Source organism: Gordonia rubripertincta (assembly GCF_038024875.1).
In the GTDB taxonomy this organism is placed as follows: Bacteria; Actinomycetota; Actinomycetes; order Mycobacteriales; family Mycobacteriaceae; genus Gordonia; species Gordonia rubripertincta.
In genome coordinates this window covers 2,172,474-2,190,315 of sequence record NZ_CP136136.1, presented here as the reverse complement: position 1 = coordinate 2,190,315, position 17,842 = coordinate 2,172,474, and the positions used below count along the sequence as shown (strand labels likewise).

The 17,842-nt window shown below is 68.6% G+C and carries 17 protein-coding genes and 1 pseudogene; 8 read left to right on the top strand and 10 right to left on the bottom strand.

Going from position 1 to position 17,842, the window contains the following annotated elements; genetic code table 11:
- Positions 1-19: 19 nt before the first annotated feature.
- Genes ispF through RVF83_RS09960 form a run of 3 tightly spaced genes read right to left on the bottom strand, consistent with a single transcriptional unit; the run spans position 20 to position 1,715 of the window.
- Positions 20-484: a 2-C-methyl-D-erythritol 2,4-cyclodiphosphate synthase gene (gene ispF / locus RVF83_RS09970; RefSeq protein WP_005194272.1), complete on the bottom strand. Its 465-nt coding sequence runs from the start codon at positions 482-484 to the stop codon at positions 20-22.
- Entirely contained in the window at positions 481-1,197 is a 717-nt protein-coding gene (gene ispD / locus RVF83_RS09965) for a 2-C-methyl-D-erythritol 4-phosphate cytidylyltransferase (protein ID WP_005194273.1), read from the bottom strand. Before ispD ends, ispF begins: the two co-directional genes overlap by 4 nt.
- A 29-nt stretch (positions 1,198-1,226) precedes the next feature.
- Complete coding sequence (locus RVF83_RS09960) at positions 1,227-1,715, bottom strand: CarD family transcriptional regulator (RefSeq protein ID WP_005194274.1); 489 nt, start codon at positions 1,713-1,715, stop codon at positions 1,227-1,229.
- Positions 1,716-2,038: 323 nt separating this feature from the next.
- Between RVF83_RS09960 and RVF83_RS09955 the strand changes: the two genes are divergently transcribed.
- Entirely contained in the window at positions 2,039-2,749 is a 711-nt protein-coding gene (locus tag RVF83_RS09955) for a hypothetical protein (protein WP_005194275.1), read from the top strand.
- An 85-nt stretch (positions 2,750-2,834) separates the two neighbouring features.
- The gene (gene radA, locus RVF83_RS09950; protein ID WP_005194276.1) at positions 2,835-4,214 is read left to right on the top strand and encodes a DNA repair protein RadA; all 1,380 of its coding nucleotides are present in this window, start codon (positions 2,835-2,837) and stop codon (positions 4,212-4,214) included.
- 46 nt (positions 4,215-4,260) lie between these two features.
- On the opposite strand, the gene RVF83_RS09945 is transcribed toward radA, so the two are convergent.
- Positions 4,261-4,791, bottom strand: a complete 531-nt coding sequence (locus RVF83_RS09945) for a PaaI family thioesterase (protein WP_005194277.1) — start codon at positions 4,789-4,791, stop codon at positions 4,261-4,263.
- Between the two features lie 105 nt (positions 4,792-4,896).
- Here RVF83_RS09945 and disA point away from each other — a divergent pair, with 105 nt between their 5' ends.
- Positions 4,897-5,982 (top strand): DNA integrity scanning diadenylate cyclase DisA, encoded by a 1,086-nt coding sequence (disA, locus tag RVF83_RS09940; RefSeq protein WP_005194278.1) that lies wholly within the window; start codon positions 4,897-4,899, stop codon positions 5,980-5,982.
- A 45-nt stretch (positions 5,983-6,027) separates the two neighbouring features.
- Here disA and RVF83_RS09935 read toward each other — a convergent pair whose 3' ends face one another.
- Together RVF83_RS09935 and RVF83_RS09930 are read right to left on the bottom strand one after the other, a co-directional pair.
- The gene (locus tag RVF83_RS09935; protein WP_005194279.1) at positions 6,028-6,798 is read right to left on the bottom strand and encodes a hypothetical protein; all 771 of its coding nucleotides are present in this window, start codon (positions 6,796-6,798) and stop codon (positions 6,028-6,030) included.
- 127 nt (positions 6,799-6,925) lie between these two features.
- On the bottom strand, positions 6,926-7,576 hold the full coding sequence (locus tag RVF83_RS09930; RefSeq protein WP_039879834.1) for a carbonic anhydrase: 651 nt from the start codon (positions 7,574-7,576) through the stop codon (positions 6,926-6,928).
- On the opposite strand from RVF83_RS09930, the gene RVF83_RS09925 reads away from it, so the two are divergent.
- Together RVF83_RS09925 and RVF83_RS09920 are read left to right on the top strand one after the other, a co-directional pair.
- The gene (locus RVF83_RS09925; protein WP_005194281.1) at positions 7,575-8,468 is read left to right on the top strand and encodes an A/G-specific adenine glycosylase; all 894 of its coding nucleotides are present in this window, start codon (positions 7,575-7,577) and stop codon (positions 8,466-8,468) included. The two genes, RVF83_RS09930 and RVF83_RS09925, sit on opposite strands and share 2 nt — an antisense overlap.
- Positions 8,469-8,635: 167 nt before the next feature.
- Positions 8,636-9,622: a hypothetical protein gene (locus RVF83_RS09920; RefSeq protein ID WP_005194282.1), complete on the top strand. Its 987-nt coding sequence runs from the start codon at positions 8,636-8,638 to the stop codon at positions 9,620-9,622.
- A gap of 55 nt (positions 9,623-9,677) precedes the next feature.
- On the opposite strand, the gene RVF83_RS09915 is transcribed toward RVF83_RS09920, so the two are convergent.
- Entirely contained in the window at positions 9,678-10,505 is an 828-nt protein-coding gene (locus tag RVF83_RS09915; RefSeq protein WP_005194283.1) for an alpha/beta fold hydrolase, read from the bottom strand.
- Positions 10,506-10,588: 83 nt separating this feature from the next.
- On the opposite strand from RVF83_RS09915, the gene RVF83_RS09910 reads away from it, so the two are divergent.
- The 3 genes from RVF83_RS09910 (at position 10,589) to RVF83_RS09900 (ending at position 13,218) form a co-directional block, all read left to right on the top strand.
- Positions 10,589-10,897: an antibiotic biosynthesis monooxygenase family protein gene (locus tag RVF83_RS09910; protein ID WP_005194284.1), complete on the top strand. Its 309-nt coding sequence runs from the start codon at positions 10,589-10,591 to the stop codon at positions 10,895-10,897.
- A 52-nt stretch (positions 10,898-10,949) separates the two neighbouring features.
- On the top strand, positions 10,950-11,585 hold the full coding sequence (locus RVF83_RS09905; RefSeq protein WP_005194285.1) for an LON peptidase substrate-binding domain-containing protein: 636 nt from the start codon (positions 10,950-10,952) through the stop codon (positions 11,583-11,585).
- A gap of 133 nt (positions 11,586-11,718) precedes the next feature.
- Positions 11,719-13,218 (top strand): aldehyde dehydrogenase, encoded by a 1,500-nt coding sequence (locus tag RVF83_RS09900; protein ID WP_005194286.1) that lies wholly within the window; start codon positions 11,719-11,721, stop codon positions 13,216-13,218.
- Positions 13,219-13,378: 160 nt separating this feature from the next.
- Here RVF83_RS09900 and cydC read toward each other — a convergent pair whose 3' ends face one another.
- The 3 genes and pseudogenes from cydC to cydB form a co-directional block, all read right to left on the bottom strand.
- A complete protein-coding gene (gene cydC, locus RVF83_RS09895) occupies positions 13,379-15,097 on the bottom strand; it encodes a thiol reductant ABC exporter subunit CydC (RefSeq protein ID WP_005194287.1) in 1,719 nt (572 codons plus the stop codon).
- Positions 15,079-16,762: pseudogene (gene cydD, locus RVF83_RS09890) on the bottom strand (thiol reductant ABC exporter subunit CydD). The gene cydC and the pseudogene cydD overlap by 19 nt, the downstream one beginning before the upstream one ends.
- Positions 16,759-17,841: a cytochrome d ubiquinol oxidase subunit II gene (gene cydB / locus RVF83_RS09885; RefSeq protein WP_005194289.1), complete on the bottom strand. Its 1,083-nt coding sequence runs from the start codon at positions 17,839-17,841 to the stop codon at positions 16,759-16,761. Before cydB ends, cydD begins: the two are co-directional and overlap by 4 nt.
- Position 17,842: the final 1 nt, after the last annotated feature.

Sequence of the window (17,842 nt, the reverse complement as noted above, 5' to 3'; positions counted from 1 at the left end):
GGCGTCGTCGACCGGCGTCTCAGGCGTCGTCGAGCAGGGCGGTGGCGACCGCCCCGATCCCCTCGCCGCGTCCGGTCATGCCCAGACCGTCGGTGGTGGTCGCCGAGACGGAGACGGGTCCGCCGACCGCCGTCGACAGCACTTCCTGGGCCTCGGTGCGACGGGGTCCGATCTTGGGTCGATTGCCGATGACCTGAACGGCGGCGTTCACGACGCGGAGTCCTTCGGCGGCGATCAGCTCGGCCACATGGGTGAGCATCGCGACGCCGGAGACGCCCTCCCACTCGGGTCGCCCGGTACCGAACACCGAGCCGACGTCGCCGAGTCCGGCGGCCGAGAGCACCGCATCGCACAGGGCGTGGGCACCGACGTCACCGTCGGAGTGACCCTCACAGCCGGGCTCGTCGGGAAAGTGCAGGCCGACCATCCAGCAGTCGGCTGACGGGTCGACGCGATGCGCGTCGGTGCCGATCCCGACCCTCATGCCCGGGCCTCGATGTCGGCCGCGGTCTCACGGACGACGTCTCGGATGATACGGAGGTCCCACGGTGTGGTGATCTTCATGGCGAGAGGGTCTCCCGGGACGATGTGGACAGGGATGCCGCAGCGTTCGGCGAGGCCGGCATCGTCGGTTGCGAGACCGGCATCGTCGGCATGTGCGCGCAGTAGGGCGTCGCGGGTGAAGCCCTGCGGGGTCTGTACCGCGCGGAGTTCTTCACGGTCGACGGTGCGGGCCACGAGTTCGAGTCCGCGCGCATCCGTTGTGACCTGCTTGAGAGTGTCGACGACGGGCACACCCGGGACCACGGCCGGGTGGCCGGCGGCGACGGCCTCGACCACGCTCGTGAAGACATGGGCGGGTGTCAGGGGTCTTGCCGCGTCGTGCACGAGAAGGATCTGGGCATCGCCGGCCGCGGCGATCCCCGCGCGCACCGAATCGGATCGGTGAGCGCCGCCGGATACGACGACGACCCCGGGGAGCAGCTCTCGAGCGTGTTCCACGAGGTCGGCCGGCACCACGACGACGATCGATGCCCCGAGTGAATCGGGGACGTTGTCGACGCAGCGCTCGATGATCGTTGCGCCACCGAGGTCGACGAAAGCCTTCGGAACCGGCTCGCCGAGTCGGGTTCCCGACCCGGCGGCCGGGATGATGACGCAGACTTCTGCGCCGGAATCCTCCGGCGAAGTGGTCAATGCTCTACCTGATCAGGTACGAACCGATGTCAGGAAGCGGCCGCGAGGACCTCGTCCAGGATGATGGTGGCCTTCTCGTCATCGGTGTTCTGCGCGAGCGACAATTCGTCCACGAGGACTCGGCGGGCACGGGTCAGCATGCGCTTCTCACCGGCCGAGAGTCCACGGTCCCGCTCGCGACGCCAGAGGTCGCGCACGATCTCGGCGACCTTGATGATGTCGCCGGAGATGAGCTTCTCCTGGTTCGCCTTGAATCGCCGCGCCCAGTTGGTCGGCTCTTCGGTGTGCGGGGCCCGCAGCACCTGGAATACCTGGTCGAGACCCTCTTGCCCGACCACGTCGCGGACGCCCACGTATTCCAGCTTCGTCGAGGGAATCTGAACGGTCATGTCACCGTCGGCAACCTTGAGAACAAGGTATTCGATCTGCTCACCCTTGATGGTCCGGGTAACGATGTCTTCGACCCGAGCAGCACCGTGATGGGGGTAAACGACGGTGTCGCCAACTTTGAAATTCAATGTTCCTTGCCCCTTTCGAGTGAACCCAGTCTAGCACGGGCGTTCCGAGGGCCCCACCCAACGGTGCAGGTCAACGCGGTGAACCGGTTCCAGCACTGCCTCTTCCGAGGTGGCAGGGGGTGCCGTAGCAGCGTGTTCGGCGTCACGCAACACCACACAGAAGAGGGCAGTACGGACCCCTCCGCCGATCCCCGGAACATGCCCTCGCGGACACGAATCGGGCACCCGGGCGGACTTTTCCGGACGGCGCCCACTACGCTGCGTAGTGCAGGGTTTCGTGCGCTGCAATTCGACTTCGTTTGACCTGGGAGGATCGGGTGTCAGTGCTTTCACCATCCGCACGGCGATCGGCGTTTCGGCCTACTCGTCTGGCCACCGCAGTAGCCACGATCGGCATCGCCGTTGCCCTGGGCACCACCGGTTGCGGTGCGGGACAGATCTCGCAGACCGCCAACCAGCTGCCCGCAGTGAACGGCGCGAACGTCAACATCGACTCGCTGCAGCTGCGCGACGTGCAGATCCTCTACCCGGAGAAGGACGCACCGACCGTCTTCGGCAACGGCGGCCCCTTCGAGCTCGCGTTCGTCGTCGCGAACTCCGACCAGACCGCCTACTACCGACTGAAGGAGATCAAGCCCGAGAAGGGTTCGGTCGAGTTCGTCGAGGGCAGTGATCCCGCGGCTCGCGTCATCGCGCCGGGGCAGGCCCTCAGCAGCGGTACGCCCGTCGGCTCCGTCCGCGACAGCGAGAAGAAGGTCACCGCCGAGCTGAGCAACGCGGGCGACACCGTCGCCTCGGGCCTCACCACCGACCTGACCTTCGTCTTCGAGAAGCGCGAAGCCAACGGCTCGTGGGTCGCCGCCGGTGAGACCACCGTGCAGACCCCGGTCGACGCCGGTGCGGATCTCCAGCGTCAGGACGTCGCCCGCAACGCGGAGCCGACGTTCTACAACCAGCATCACGGCGAGGTCGGCCCCGGGGACGAAGAGGGCGGCGCTCCCGAGGGCGGACACGAAGAGGGCGGCGGGCACTGACCCCCTTCCCCTGAAGACGCACGACGAGGCCCGGCATCCGCCGGGCCTCGTCTGTTCTGTCGGTCCCCCCGCTTAGGCTGACCGGGTGGCAAAACCCAAATCCTCGTATCGCTGCACCGGATGCGGTCACCAGGTCGCCAAGTGGGTCGGACGCTGCCCCGAATGCGGTGAATGGGGATCGATCGACGAGGTCGCCGGCACACCCACGTCCTCCCGGGCCACCGCGGCTGTTGCGCCGTCGAGCCCGGCCCTGCGCATCACCGAGGTCGACGCGGAATCGTCGGCAGCGGTGCCCACGGGCATCGGCGAACTCGACCGCGTCCTCGGGCGCGGCGTCGTCCCGGGATCGGTGATCCTGCTCGCCGGCGAGCCCGGCGTCGGCAAGTCGACGCTGCTGCTCGAGACGGTCAAGCACTGGGCCGCCAAGGATCGCGTCGCGCTGTACATCACCGGCGAGGAGTCGGCCGGACAGGTGCGCATGCGCGCCGAGCGCACCGGTGCGGTGCACCCCAACGTCTATCTCGCTGCCGAGACCGATCTCGCGACCATCCTCGGCCACGTCGACACCGTGCGACCGTCGCTCATGATCATCGACTCGGTCCAGACCGTCGTCGCGTCCGGCGCCGACGGCGTCACCGGCGGCGTGACGCAGATCCGCGCGGTCACCACCGCATTGGTGTCGCTGGCCAAGAACCGGGGCATCGCGGTGATCCTGGTCGGCCACGTGACCAAGGAGGGCGCCGTCGCGGGCCCGCGTTCACTCGAGCACCTCGTGGACGTCGTACTCGCCTTCGAGGGCGACAAGCACTCGACGCTGCGGATGGTCCGCGGCGTGAAGAACCGCTTCGGCGCCGCCGACGAGGTCGGCTGCTTCGAACAGCGCGACGACGGTATCCACCAGGTACCCGATCCTTCCGGAATCTTTCTGCACCAACGAGATTCGGACGTCAGCGGCAGCGTCACGATGGTGACGATGGACGGCAAGCGGGCGCTCGTCGGCGAGGTCCAGGCGCTCGCCAACGGGACCGAGATGTCCAACCCCCGTCGGGCGGTTTCCGGTCTCGACTTCAACCGGGTGGCGATGGTCCTCGCCGTCCTGCAGGCGCGCGCCGGCCGGAAGGAACTCGGCAAGTCGGAGGTCTACCTGTCGACGGTCGGCGGCATGCGCGTGACCGAACCCGCCGCCGACCTCGCGATCGCGCTCTCGGTCTATTCGACCCTGACCCAACGTCCGGTCCCCCAGTCGACCGTCGTCATCGGCGAGGTCGGGCTCGGCGGCGAGATCCGTCGGGTCTCGGCGGTCGCACGACGCCTGGCAGAGGCCAAGCGACTCGGGTTCCGCGAGGCGATCATCCCGGCGGCCACCGATGAGGAACTGCCGAAGGGCATCCGCCTCCTCCGGGTCGCCAACCTCGGCGACGCCGTCCACCTTCGCGATTCCGACCCGGTGGACGCGCCGTTCTGACCCGCCCGCCCGACCCGCGTCAGCCCGTCAGAGGTGCGGCCGCCCGTCAGAGGTGCGGCCGCCCCGACAGGTACTCCTCCGCCTTCGCGCTGTTCTTGACGTGGTCGGCGTAGTGCTCCACCACGTCGATCGTCACGAAGACCCCGTTCGCCCGGGCGACCGGACGGTCAGGATCGCCGAGGTGCGCGAGCCCCTCGGTGTAGATCTTGCGTCGCTGCTTGCCGAGGATCGCCGCATGGATCTGCAGGGTCTCGCCGACCGGGATCGGCTTCAGGAAGTCGACCTGCAGGTGCACGGTGACGCCGGGAGGACCCAGAAGCCGTGGAAGCATCCCCATCACGTCGTCGAACGCGCTGGACAGGATGCCCCCGTGGATCACGCCGGGCCCGCCCTCCATCCACTGCTCGACCGGCATCTGCGCGTCCACGGTGAAGCCCTCGCCCGCGTACATCGGTATGCGCAGGCCCCGCGGCGAGTCCCCCCCACAGCCGAAGCACGTCGAGTTGTGCGGGCGCATGAGTTCACCCGGCGCGGAGGTCTTCGGGTGGCGCTCGAGCACGTCGAGCTCGTCGGGCACCACAAAACTGCTGCTCTTCACATCCCGGTACCCTAGTCACCGTTGTGACGACCTGCTTCGACGGGCGTCGTCCGCCCGGGGGTGTCCCGGAGCCGAAGGGGAGACATGGTTGCCGAAGTGGTGAAGTCCGAGCTCGCGCGTGAGACGTTGGCGCGCGTCGCGCCGGGCACCCCGCTACGCGACGGCCTGGAGCGGATCCTGCGTGGCGGTACGGGCGCCCTGATCGTGCTGGGGCACGACTCCGACGTCGAAAAGATCTGCGACGGCGGTTTCCATCTCGACGTCGAGTTCGCCCCCACCCGGCTGCGTGAGCTCGCCAAGATGGACGGCGCGGTGGTCCTGTCCACCGACGGAAAGCGCATCGTGCGCGCCAACGTCCAGCTCGTGCCGGACCCCTCGATCCCCACCGAGGAATCGGGCACCCGGCATCGTAACGCCGAACGCACCGCGATCCAGACCGGTCACCCGGTCATCTCGGTCAGTGCCTCGATGTCGATTGTCAGCGTCTACGTCGACGGCGCTCGTCGTGTCGTCGAGAGCCCCGACCCCATCCTGTCGCGCGCGAACGTCGCCCTGGCCACCCTGGAGCGGTACAAGGCACGTCTCGACGAGGTCATCGCCGCGTTGTCGCGCGCCGAGATCGAGGACTACGTGCTGCTGCGCGACGCCATGTCGACCGCACAGCGCATGGAGATGGTGCGGCGGGTATCGGTGGAGATCGAGGAGTACGTCCTCGAACTGGGCACCAACGGTCGACAGGTGAGCCTGCAGCTCGAAGAGCTCATCAGCGACAACGACACCATGCGAGAACTGCTCGTCCGCGACTACTTCGCCAGCCCCGAACCCGCCACCGCCGAAGACGTCCGACAGGCACTCGAGGTCATCGAGGAACTCAGCGACGCCGATCTCCTCGATCTCACCCAGCTCGCCGGCGCCTTCGGCTACCCGACGACGATCGACGCCCAGGACAACACCATGAGTCCGCGCGGCTACCGGCTGCTCGCACGCATCTCACGTCTGCAGTTCGCGCACGTGGACCGGCTCGTTCGCAGCTTCGGCACCCTGCAGGCGCTGCTTGCGAGCACCTCGGCCGATCTGCAGGCCGTCGAGGGCATCGGCAGCATCTGGGCGCGCCACATCCGCGAAGGACTGTCGCGGCTCGCGGAGACCAGCATCGAGCGCTACGACTAGAGCCCCGACGAATCGGGGGTCCAGACGATCAGGCTTTTCGGTCGATCAGGGCTCTTGCGCGGGCGCGACCACGTTGAAGGTGATCGGGAACGACTCGCGTTCCCCGATCTTGCCGATCGCCGAGTAGGAACCGGCGGGGACTTGTGTCCGCGGACGCTCACAGCCGGGGCTGCTGGTGGTGCCCGACCAGGTGATCGTGTCCTTCGCCTGCTGTGCAGGCTTGAGGACGACGTTGTTCACGGTGTCGATCGGCGAACAGTCCCGCGCCGACCACAGGGTGCGCGACCCGTCGAGCGTCCGAACGATGACGTTCTGAGCGGCCTTGCCCACATCGCGGGTGCAGTCGGACAGGCCGGCGTTCGTGGTGACGATCGTGAAGACCGGCTGCTGGCCGATCGTGTACGTCGGCTTGTCGGTGTAGAGGACCACCGAGATCGCCTGATCCGGGCAGAGGTTGGGGCCGGCAGGGCCACCGGGCACGCCCGCGGGGCTTGCCGACTCCGGGGGTGAGGACGCCGCCGCGGACGCACCACCCGGGACTCCGGCACCAGCGGGGGCGTTGCCGCCCGGAGCACCACCGGCACCGGCGTCGCCGGCGGCGGGCGGCTCGGACGACGGCGGTGCCGACTCCGAGGACGGAGCCGCACTGCTGGGAACCGACGAGGTGGCCGCGGTGTTCTGCGGCGCGTCACCGCCGGATGTCATCCAGACGATGAGAGCGACGACCAACCCCACGACGACCAGCGCGCCACCCCCGGCGACGACGCGTCGTCGCCAGTAGATCTCGGGTGGCAGCGGGCCCTGGGGTTCGATCACGCACACAACGCTAACGGCCGGATCTCGACTTCCGGTTGATCACGGTCGGCGTGTCGCGGCCGAAAAGCGGCCCCGAACAGGCAAAGTCTAGAGTTCGCCTTCAGGTTCGGGGCCGCTCCGGTATAACTCAGGCGCTCTCGGCCTGCACGGTCTGCACCGGCTTCTCACCGATGTCGCCGTACACCGATTCCAGGTTGACCTGGCCGTCGCTGAGCTTGTAGGTCAGGCCGACGATCGCCAGCTTGCCCGTGCTGATGCGGTCGGCGATGATCCGGCTGCGCTGCATGAGCAGGCGTCCGGTCTCGACGACGTGACGGGCCTCGAACTCGTCGACCCGGGTGAGGCCTTCGCTGCGCCCCGCGAGAATGCTCGGCGTGACCCGCTCGACGACGTCGCGGATGTAACCGCCGGGGATCTGCAGATCATCGAGGGCGTCGAGCGTCGCCTTCACCGCGCCACAGCTGTCATGGCCGAGGAGCACGATGAGGGGCACCTCGAGGACCTCCACGGCGTACTCGAGCGAACCCATCACCGCCGAGTCGATGACGTGACCGGCGGTACGGACGACGAACATGTCGCCGAGCCCCTGGTCGAAGATGATCTCGGCGGCCAGACGGGAGTCCGCGCAGCCGAACAGGACCACATGCGGGTGCTGCCCGTCGGCGAGTCGTGCCCGGTCCTCGATACCCTGGCTCGGATGTTGAGATTCTCCGGCCACAAAGCGGTCGTTTCCGTCGCGCAGAATGCGCCAGGCCTCGCGTGGTGTCTTTCCTATCATGCTCAATAGTGTGCCACCCGAGCGATTGATCGGTTGGTTCGATACCCATGAACGCGACCTGCCGTGGCGAGACCCGGCCTGTTCCGGCTGGCAGATCCTCGTCAGCGAGATCATGCTGCAGCAGACCCCGGTGTCCCGGGTCCTCGAGCCGTGGCGGGAGTGGGTCGCACGCTGGCCCGTGCCGTCGGCGATGGCCGCCGAGTCCGCCGGCGAGGTCCTGCGGGCCTGGGGAAAGCTCGGTTACCCGCGGCGCGCCCTCCGCCTTCACGAGTGTTCGAAGGTCCTCGCCCGCGACCACGACGACCGGGTGCCCGAGGACGTCGAGACGATGTTGACCCTGCCCGGTATCGGCGACTACACCGCGCGGGCGGTCGCCTGTTTCGCCTACGGTCAGGCCGTCCCCGTCGTCGACACGAACGTCCGTCGTGTGATCGCGCGGGCGGTGCACGGCCGTGAGCAACCGGGCAATCCGTCCCGCCGCGACCTCGACGACGCCGAAGTACTGCTCCCCCGGTCTACCGACGCCGGCTACTCCCGGAGTGCGCCGAGGTTCTCCGCGGCACTCATGGAACTCGGCGCACTGGTCTGCACGGCCCGAAACCCCAAGTGCGACAACTGCCCTCTCGTGGGCTGCACCTGGGTACGACTCGGCCGCCCCGCACACACCGGCCCACCGCGGAAGACCCAGAAGTTCGCCGGCACCGACCGCCAGGTCCGCGGCCTGCTGCTCGACGTACTGCGCGGCACCAACGGGTCGGTGGAACGGTCGAAGCTCGACGTGGTGTGGACGAGCGACACCGCCCAGCGAGACCGTGCGCTCGACTCGCTTCTCGTCGACGGACTCGTGGAGATCACCACCGACGGGCGCTATTGCCTTGCGGGCGAGGGTTGAAGCCGTCGGACACTCGCCGACACCGCCTGGTCTCGGGATCGGTCGGAACCTTCGGCGGCAAAACCGCCCACCAGGACACATAATTCGTGCCAAGGTCGGTGACCAGTCATTTGATCGTTCGGGCATAGTCTCCCGCTGGACCCGGATCGTTGCTAATGTCCCGATCCATGAGTCAGCCGCCGTATCCTCCTGTCCCGCCGTCGGACCCGAATCAGCCGGGTGGACAACCCGGGCAGCAGCCGCCCCAGTACGGGCAGCAGCCACCGCCCCCGCCCCAGTACGGCCAGCAGCCGCCGCAGTACGGCCAGCCCGATTACGGACAGCAGCAGCCGCAGTACGGCCAGCAGCCCGATTACGGACAGCCGCAGTACGGCCAGGCACCGCCTCCGCCGCCCCCGGGTGCACCGCAGTACGGCAGCGCGGGCGCATATCCCGGCGCCCCCGGCGCCCCGGGCACCAAGGTCGATGTGGGCGAGGCGTTCTCCTGGGCTTTCAACAAGTTCAAGAACAACGTCGGCGCCATGATCCTGCCGGGTCTGGCGGTGTTCCTGCTCGCGGCCGTGGTCCTTGCGCTGGCCATCTTCGGCACCGCGATCTTCGGCACCACCGAGACCGTCGACTACGGCTACGGCGTCACCACCGAGACGACAACGCTCGGTGCGGGCGGCATCTTCTTCATGATCCTGATCTACGTGGTGCTGTTCCTGGGCATGCTCTACATCCAGGCGAGCATCACCTCCGGCGCGGTCCGCGTCGCGAACGGTGAACCCGTCACCGCGGCATCGTTCCTGACCCCGATCCGCTTCGGCGCGGTCGTCGGCACCGCCATCCTGGTCGGAATCGCCACCGGCATCGGCTACGTACTCTGCATCATCCCGGGCCTCATCGCGATGTTCTTCCTGATGTTCTCGGTGGTCGCGACCATCGACAAGGGCCTGTCACCGATCGACGCGATGAAGACCTCCTTCGAGCTGACCAAGTCGAAGGTCGGCGACTCACTGATCGCACTGCTGGTCACCTACGCGATCAACCTCGTCGGTGCACTCGTCTGCTACGTCGGCCTGATCGTCTCCGCCCCGGTCGCCCAGCTGTTCCTGGTGCACTGCTGGCGTCGACTCAACGGCGCACCGATCGCACCCGCCGATCCCGCCTGATCCCAGTCCACCCTTTCGGGGCGCGCACGAGGTCTCGTGCGCGCCCCGATCTGTGTCAGGTGTCGAGCCCGGACAGAAACGCCTCCACCGCACCGCGATACACGTGTGGAGCGTCATCGTGAACGAGGTGTCCGGCCCCCTCGACCCGTAGATACTGCGCGTACTCGTTGACCTCGCACATGCGGCGCATCTGGCCGGGCGGCGTGACCGTGAACTCGGCTTCGATCACCAGCGACGGCACCTCGACCTCTTCCCACTCGGACCAGAAATCGCGGACGCCCCACTCGTCGGCGATCGCGCCCCACAACGGAATCCGTCCGTGGAGCCGTCCGTCGTCGAACGCCTCGTAGAAGTACCGGCCGGCCACCGGACCGAACATCGCGACCGCTCCGCCGACGGAATCGAAACGCTCGGGCCAGGACTCGAACCAGGGCGTCCAGTTGGTGGTGGTCCGGCCGCGGAAGTCTGGCGCCATGTCCTCGAGTACGAGCGCCGCCACGAGTTCCGGATAGGCGGCGGCGGTGCACCAGGCGTGCAGTGCCCCCATCGAGTGCCCGATGAGGACCGCCGGTCCGCGGTCGATCCAGGTGAGGATCTCGGCGAGGTCGGCGACGAATCGTTCGGTGGCGAGTTCCGTTGCGCTGTCCGGTTCCTCGACATCGGCGCCGGTGTGGAAGGCCGCGTCGTAGGTGAAGACCCGGCCGTACCGGCGCAGCCACGGCACCTGTCGCCGCCACGTGCGCCCCCGCCCCATCAGCCCGTGCAACAGGACGATCGGCCGCGTCGTCGCGCCGTCGTCATGCGGGCCGCGGGCGTCGTCGACGATCACCGGACCCCCGTGGTCACGGAACCCGATCTCGCCGATCGCGTGGGTGTCGAACATGGCCGAAACTGTATCCGCCCGAACGATCCTTCGGGGTCGGGCAACACCGTCACGCCCGCACTCGCAGCGCCTATGGTGGACGCATGGCTGTTGTGAAGATCAATGCAATCACCGTTCCCGAGGGCGCCGGACCCGAGCTGGAGAAGCGGTTCGCCAACCGGGCCCACTCGGTCGACGGCTCCAAGGGATTCCTCGGGTTCCAGCTGCTCCGCCCGGTCAAGGGCGACGACCGCTACTTCGTGGTGACGCAGTGGGAGTCCGAGGAGGACTTCCAGGCGTGGGCATCGGGCCCGGCACGCGAGGCGCACGCCGGGGAGCGTGCCAAGCCGGTCGCCTCGGGTGCCGATCTGCTCGAGTTCGAGGTCGTGCTCGACGCACGGCCCAAGGCCTGACGGACCAGCCCTGAGCCCGTTCATCCCGGCCGGCGAGCAGTTCGTCTCGCCGATGTTCCCACTCGGCACCGCCCTGCTGCCCGGTGGCGAGTTGCCGCTGCGTGTCTTCGAACCGCGTTACCGGCAGATGGTCGACGACCTCATGGAGGAGTCCGACGGCCGACCGGTCGTGCGTTTCGGGGTGGTGCTGATCGCCCGCGGTTCCGAGGTCGGCGGCGGCGAGGTGAGGTGCGACGCCGGCACCATGGTGCTCGCCGACGTCACCGACCGACTCCCGGACGGTCGGGCACTGCTGGCGGGCACCGGCACTTCTCGCTTCCTGGTCGTCGAATGGCTGCCCGACGACCCTTATCCCCGGGCCCGGATCGAGGTGCTCCCCGAACCGGAACCCGCCGAAGCCGACCTCGAGCGGCTGCACTCGATCGACCAGCGCCTGCGCGTCGTCATGCGGCAGACCCTCGAGGCCGCAGGCAAGGACGTCGACACGATCTTCGCCGCCCTCGACATCATCGACGCCGATCCCCTGATGGCGGACGTGTCGCCGATCTACCGCTGGGCCAACCGGCTCCAGGTCGAGCCGCACGATCAGCAACGCATCCTGGAGTCCGCCGACCCGGCCGGGCAACTCGATGTGCTGGAAGACGTCATTGAGGGGCTCGAGGCCCGAGCGGCCTTCGGCCGGGGCTGATTCGCCGCCGCCCCTGGCGGCGAAGTTAGAACGTGTTCTAGTATTGCGTGTGCCGTAGTTCACACTTGCCCGCTTGCGAACAGAATTCGCCGCTGACCGGCAAGGACCCGTCCTCCTGAGGAGCACACGCGTAATGACCGAGACCGTGGAGTCCCACACCGCAACAGTCACCGGCGGCGGGGATCAACCCCAGCTGCTCATCGGCGGCCGATGGGTCGACCCCCATTCCAGTGAGACCCTCGAGGTCTTCTCACCCGCCACCGGGGAACGTGTCGGCTCGGTGCCGCACGCCGACGCCACCGACGTCGACACCGCGGTCAAGGCCGCACGCGCCGCCTTCGACTCCGGTGTCTGGAGTTCGACGCCCCCGGCTCAGCGCGCCGACATCATCGCCAAGGTCGCCGACCTGATCGACGAGCGCGGCGACGAGATCACCGCCTTGGTCTCGGCCGAGATGGGCGCGCCGCCGAGCGCGATCGCCACCCTGCAGCAGTTGCCCGGTACCGGCGTCCTGCGCGCCTACGCCAACGCCGCCCGCGACTACCAGTGGGAGGAGTACCGGACCGGCCTGTTCGGCACCACCCGCATCACCCGCGAACCGGTCGGCGTCGTCGGCGCGATCTGCGCGTGGAACGTCCCGCTGTTCATCACCTGCAACAAGATGGGCGCCGCGCTCGCCGCAGGCTGCTCGGTGGTGCTGAAGCCCGCCCCGGAGACCCCGCTCACCGGCAACTACGTGGCCCAGCTGTTCATCGAGGCCGGCGTGCCCGCCGAGGCGATCTCGGTGGTCACCGGCGGCACCGAGACCGGTCAGGCCCTCGTCGCCCATCCCGACGTCGACAAGATCACCTTCACCGGGTCGACCGCCGCGGGCAAGGCCATCGGCGCCGCCTGCGCCGAGAGCCTGAAGCGCTGTTCCCTCGAGCTGGGCGGAAAGTCGGCGGCCATCGTCCTCGACGACGTGGACATCGCCGCGAACGCCTTCATGCTGACGTTCCTCGGCCTGTTCAACACCGGCCAGGCGTGCGTCGCGCAGACCCGAATCCTGGTGCCGCGCAGCCGCCAGGACGAGATCGTCGCGGCGATGGTCGAGGCGGCCAAGGCGATGAAGGTCGGCCTGCCGTCGGATCCGGAGGCCCAGCTCGGCCCACTGATCACCGAGAAGCAGCGCCAGAAGGTCGAGGAGTACATCGAACTCGGCAAGAAGGCCGGTGCCACACCGGCTCTCGAGAGCGAACGACCCGCCGGACTCGACTCGGGTTACTTCCTCACCCCGACGATCTTCACCGGTGTCACCAACGACATGGCCATCGCCCAGGAGGAGATCTTCGGACCCGTCCTGTCGGTCATCGCCTACGACGACGTCGACGAGGCCATCGCCATCGCCAACGACTCCAACTACGGGCTCGCCGGCACGGTGTGGACCGACGACGTCGAGCGCGGCATCGAGATCTCCACCAAGATCCGCACGGGAACCTTCGGGATCAACTGGTACGCAATCGATCCCGAGTCCCCCTTCGGCGGTTACAAGAACTCCGGCATCGGCCGCGAGAACGGCCGCGAAGGTCTGGAGTCCTTCCTCGAGCACAAGTCGACGATGCTGCCGATGGGTTACGAGGTCTCCAGCAACTAGACCCTCACCTCTCACAGGGGAAATCCGGGGCCGGACGCCGAGCGTCCGGCCCCGATTCCGTTGTGCGGCCTTGTGCGGTCGGGGACCGCGGCAACCGGCAGACCTCGACTCCACTGCCAGACTTCGGCCGGAGTCTGCAAGTCGAGTTGAGGTTCGGCGGTCAGGAGTCGCGAGCGACCGCCGGTTCCAACTCCACCACCTGCGCACCACCGACGTCCGCCGGAAGCTGGTGGGTGACGACCACGACGATGCGGTCGGGGCCGAAGAGGTCGTCCTCGACGCCGAGGAGGCGTCGGAGCAGACCGGCGGCGTCGTCGGCGGAGAGGTGTTCGGTCGGTTCGTCGAGCAGAACCATCGGTGCCGGGTGGAGAAGCGCGCGAGCGAGGAGCAGGCGTCGGCGCTCACCGCCGCTGACGGCATCGGCCCCGCCGGTCAGGGTGGTGTCCAGACCGTCGGGAAGCCGTGCGGCCCAACCGTCGAGTCCGACCGTCGTCAGCGCGGCGAGGATCTCCTCGTCGGTGGCGTCACCGCGTGCCACGCGCAGGTTCTCGCGGACCGACGTCGAGAAGAGGTGCGCCTCTTCGGCGAAGTAGCAACCGGCCGAGCGGAGTCCGACAGGCGCTCGGCTCGACACGTCGACACAGGTGATGTCCCCGTCGACGGGGTTCAGCAGTCCGGCCAGGGTGAGCAGCAGCGTGGACTTGCCGACGCCACTCGGTCCGACGACCGCCAGGCGCGATCCCGGCCGCAGGTCGAGGTCGAGACCGTCCGCAGGACCGAGGACATCGCGGTCCCCGCGGCCCCATCGCAGTCCGTCGGTGGACACCTCGACCATGCCGCGGTGGACCGCCACATCCGCACCGGACGGCTCGGTGCCGGCGGCGGCGTGCGCACCGTCGACGAGAGCCATGACCCGCGCGGCGCTCTGGCGACTGCGCTCGATCTGCAGTCCGGCCTCGGTCAGCGGCGCAGTCGACTCGAAAGCCGACAGCGGGAGCAGGACCAGGACGCCGAGGATCATCGGGGTGAGCCCTTCGCCGGAGGCGACCCCGGCGATCGAACCGGTTGTCTGCGCGGCCAACTGGATGGCGATCACGCAGGCCGCGATCAGCGAGGCACCCATCGCGAGCGGGGTGGCCGCGGCAGCTGCCGCCTCCAACCGGCGGCCCCGATCGGTGGCCGCGAGGTGCCGGCGGTCGGCGGCGGCCGCGGTCTGGAGCAGCTCTCCACGCCGACGCGCGACAACGAGTTCGGATGCGTGCCACAGCGTGGTCGTCGTGGCCTCCGCGGACTCGGTGGCCGCTCGCGATCCGTCGCGGAGAGTCGAGGCTCCACCGCGCGCCGCGAGCCACGGGGCGACACCACCACTGACGACGAGTGCGACGGCGAGCACCGCGGCGGCGGGCAGCGAGACCAGTGCCATCACGACCACCGCGGCCACCGCCGTCGTCACGCCCACACCGATGGGGATCAGGCCGCGGATGAGAGCGTTGCCGATCTCGTCGATGTCATCGCCGGTGCGAGTCAACAGGTCTCCGCGCCGGAGGGTCACCGAGTAGGCGGGTGAACCGGTCGCGAGGGCCCTGTAGACCCGTTCGCGGGCGGTCGTCATCGCACGCAGGGCGAGGTCGTGGGTGGCGAGTCGTTCGAGGTAGCGGAACAGACCGCGCGAGATACCGAGCGCGCGCACGGCGGTGATCGCGACCGACAGGTACAGCACCGGCGGCATCTGCCAGGCCCGGGTGATCAGCCACGCCGACAACGCCGCGAGGCCGAGCGCCGACAGCGCACCGCCGACACCGAGCAGCAGGGCCTTGGCGACCGCACCCCGGCGCAGGCCGAGGAAGCCGAGCGCGCGGATCAGTGGGTCGTCGCGCATGACACACCTCCGTCGAATTCGACCACGTGGTCGGCGAATTCACGCGCGATCCCCCGGTGGGCCACCACGATGACCGTGTCACCGGCGCGTGCACGCTCGCGGAGCACGGTGAGCACCGCACGTTCCGATGCCTCGTCGAGGTGGGCGGTCGGCTCGTCGAGCAGCAACAGCGGAGCCGGCGACGCGAGAACTCGGGTGAGTGCGAGCCGCTGACGCTGGCCGGCGGACAGCCCGACGCCGCCCGCACCGAGTTGGGGTGTCGAGGCGCTTGGGCAGCTCGAGCACGACGGAGTCGAATCCGCTTGCCGCCGCCGCACGGTCGGTGGCGTCGCGGTCGAGCGCGCCGAAGAGCTCCACGTTCTCGCCGACCGTGCCCGGCACGACGACCGGCTGCTGCGGCAGCCAGGCGATCTGTTCGTGCAGGGACTCGGGATCCGCGTGGGTGACCGGGATGGACCCGATGAGCACCGACCCGTCGTCGGGTGTCAGCAGCCCCATGATCGCGGCCAGGGTCGTGGACTTCCCCGAACCGTTCGGCCCGGTGAACAGCGTGAGCGAACCGGGCTGAACCGTCGCGCGCAAGGATTCCGGGGCCCAGCCGTCACGGCCGTGCACGCCGAGATCGAGGATGGTGATCGGCGCGCCTGCGACGGTGACGCCCCGGCCGCCGCTGACCGGCATCGGAGCGGCGTCCTCGGGAGAGTCGATCAGCTCGAAGACCTCCCCGGCGGCGGTGACACCGTCGGCAGAGTTGTGGAACTGTGCGCCGACGCGGCGGAGCGGCAGGTATGCCTCAGGCGCCAGGATCAACGCGAAAACACCTGCGTAGAGCGACATCTCGCCGAACACCAGCCGCAGACCGATGCCCACGGCGACCAGGGCGACGCACAGGGTCGCGAGCAGCTCGAGAACCGCGCCGGACAGGAAGGCCACCCGCAACGAGCTCATCGTGGAACGTCGGTGCGCCTCACCGAGTTCGGCCACCTGGGCGGCCGGGGTCTCGGCGCGGTTCAGTGCCCGCAGCGTCGGCAGGCCGGCGATCAGATCCAGCAGCTGCGCGGTCAGCCTGCTCATCGTCGCCAGCTTGCGGGTGGTGCGATCCCGGGTCATGAGCCCGACCAGGACCATGAAGATCGGGATGAGCGGCAACGTGATCAGGATGATCAGCGCCGACGGCCAGTCGGCGAAGGCGATCACCACGGTCACCGTCGGCGTGAGGATCACCGCGGTCACGAGTGCGGGCAGGTAACCGGAGAGATACGGCCCGAGGGCGTCCAGTCCCCGCAACAGCACGGTCGCCGCGTGCTCACGCAGCGTCAGCAGCGTTCGCGGCGAGGTCCGACGCGGATCGGTGAGCACGTCGAGCGCCTCGGACCGCAGTTCGGCGATCGCCTGCTCCGCCGCACGGTGCGCGTATCGATCATGCCCGTAGGCCATCGCGGCGCGGGCCGCCATCGCGACGGCGAGCACGACCAGGTGCACCCACTGCGCGTCGAAGGACCGCTCCGCCGGGAGGACGATCAGCTCCGACAGGATGGAGGCGGCCATACCCGCGGCCACGATGATCGCGATCACCTGCGCGACGGCGAACGCCGCCGTGACCGCGACATAGCGTCGCGTCGTCGGTGAATACCGCAGCAGCCGCGGGTCGACCGGGGGCCTCACTTGCTCGACACGCGCAACGAGGGCAGGCCGTGATGCTCCGGGATGTTCCCGACCGACAGTCGCTTACGGAACACCCAGTAGCTCCACGCCTGGTAACCGATCACCACCGGGGTGATGAACAGCGCAGCCCACGTCATCACCGTCAGTGTGTAGTCGCTCGACGAGGTGTTGTCGATGGTCAGGTTCCAGTCCGGGTTCAGGGTCGAGGGCAGCGCATTCGGGAACAGCACCGCGAACAGGGTGGCCACCGTCCCGGCGATCGCGATCGAGGTGAACAGGAACGCCCACCCCTCTCGACGCACCTGCGTCGCGACGAGCATGCCCACCGCGGCCACCGCGGCGATCAGCACCGGGAACCAGGTCCAGCCGTTGCCGTACGCGAACTGGGTCCACAGCAGGAATGCGGCGGCGACGACGAGCGTCGGCCACGCGAGACGCGCTGCGTATCGCGCCGAATCCTCCTGCAGGACACCGGAGGTCTTCAGCGACAGGAACACCGCACCGTGGGTGAGGAACGCCAGGAGGGTCGTCGCACCGCCGAGCAGCGCGTACGGGCTCAGCAGGTTGAAGAACCCGCCGGTGTACTGGGCGTCGGCGTCGATCGGCAGGCCCCGCACCACGTTGGCGAAGGCCACACCCCAAAGGATCGCGGGAATCCACGAACCCAGACCGATGCCGACGTCGCACCACTTCCGCCAGCGCGGATCGTTGATCTTGCCGCGCCACTCGATCGCGCACACACGGGTGATGAGGCCGATCAGGATGAGGAACAGCGGTAGGTAGAACGCGGTGAACATCGTTGCGTACCAACCACCGAACGCCGCGAAGAGCGCGCCGCCCGCGGTGAGCAGCCAGACCTCGTTGCCGTCCCACACCGGTCCGATGGTGTTGAGCAGCGCGCGCCGGCGCTTGTCGGGGTCGGCCTCGGGATCGTCCGGTGCGACCTTGTCGTCGCCACCGGTGTGACTCGACCCGAGGATCGGCATCAGCATGCCGACACCGAAGTCGAAGCCCTCGAGGACGAAGTAGCCGACGAACAGCACGGCGATGATGAGGAACCAGAAGTCCGGGAGTCCCATG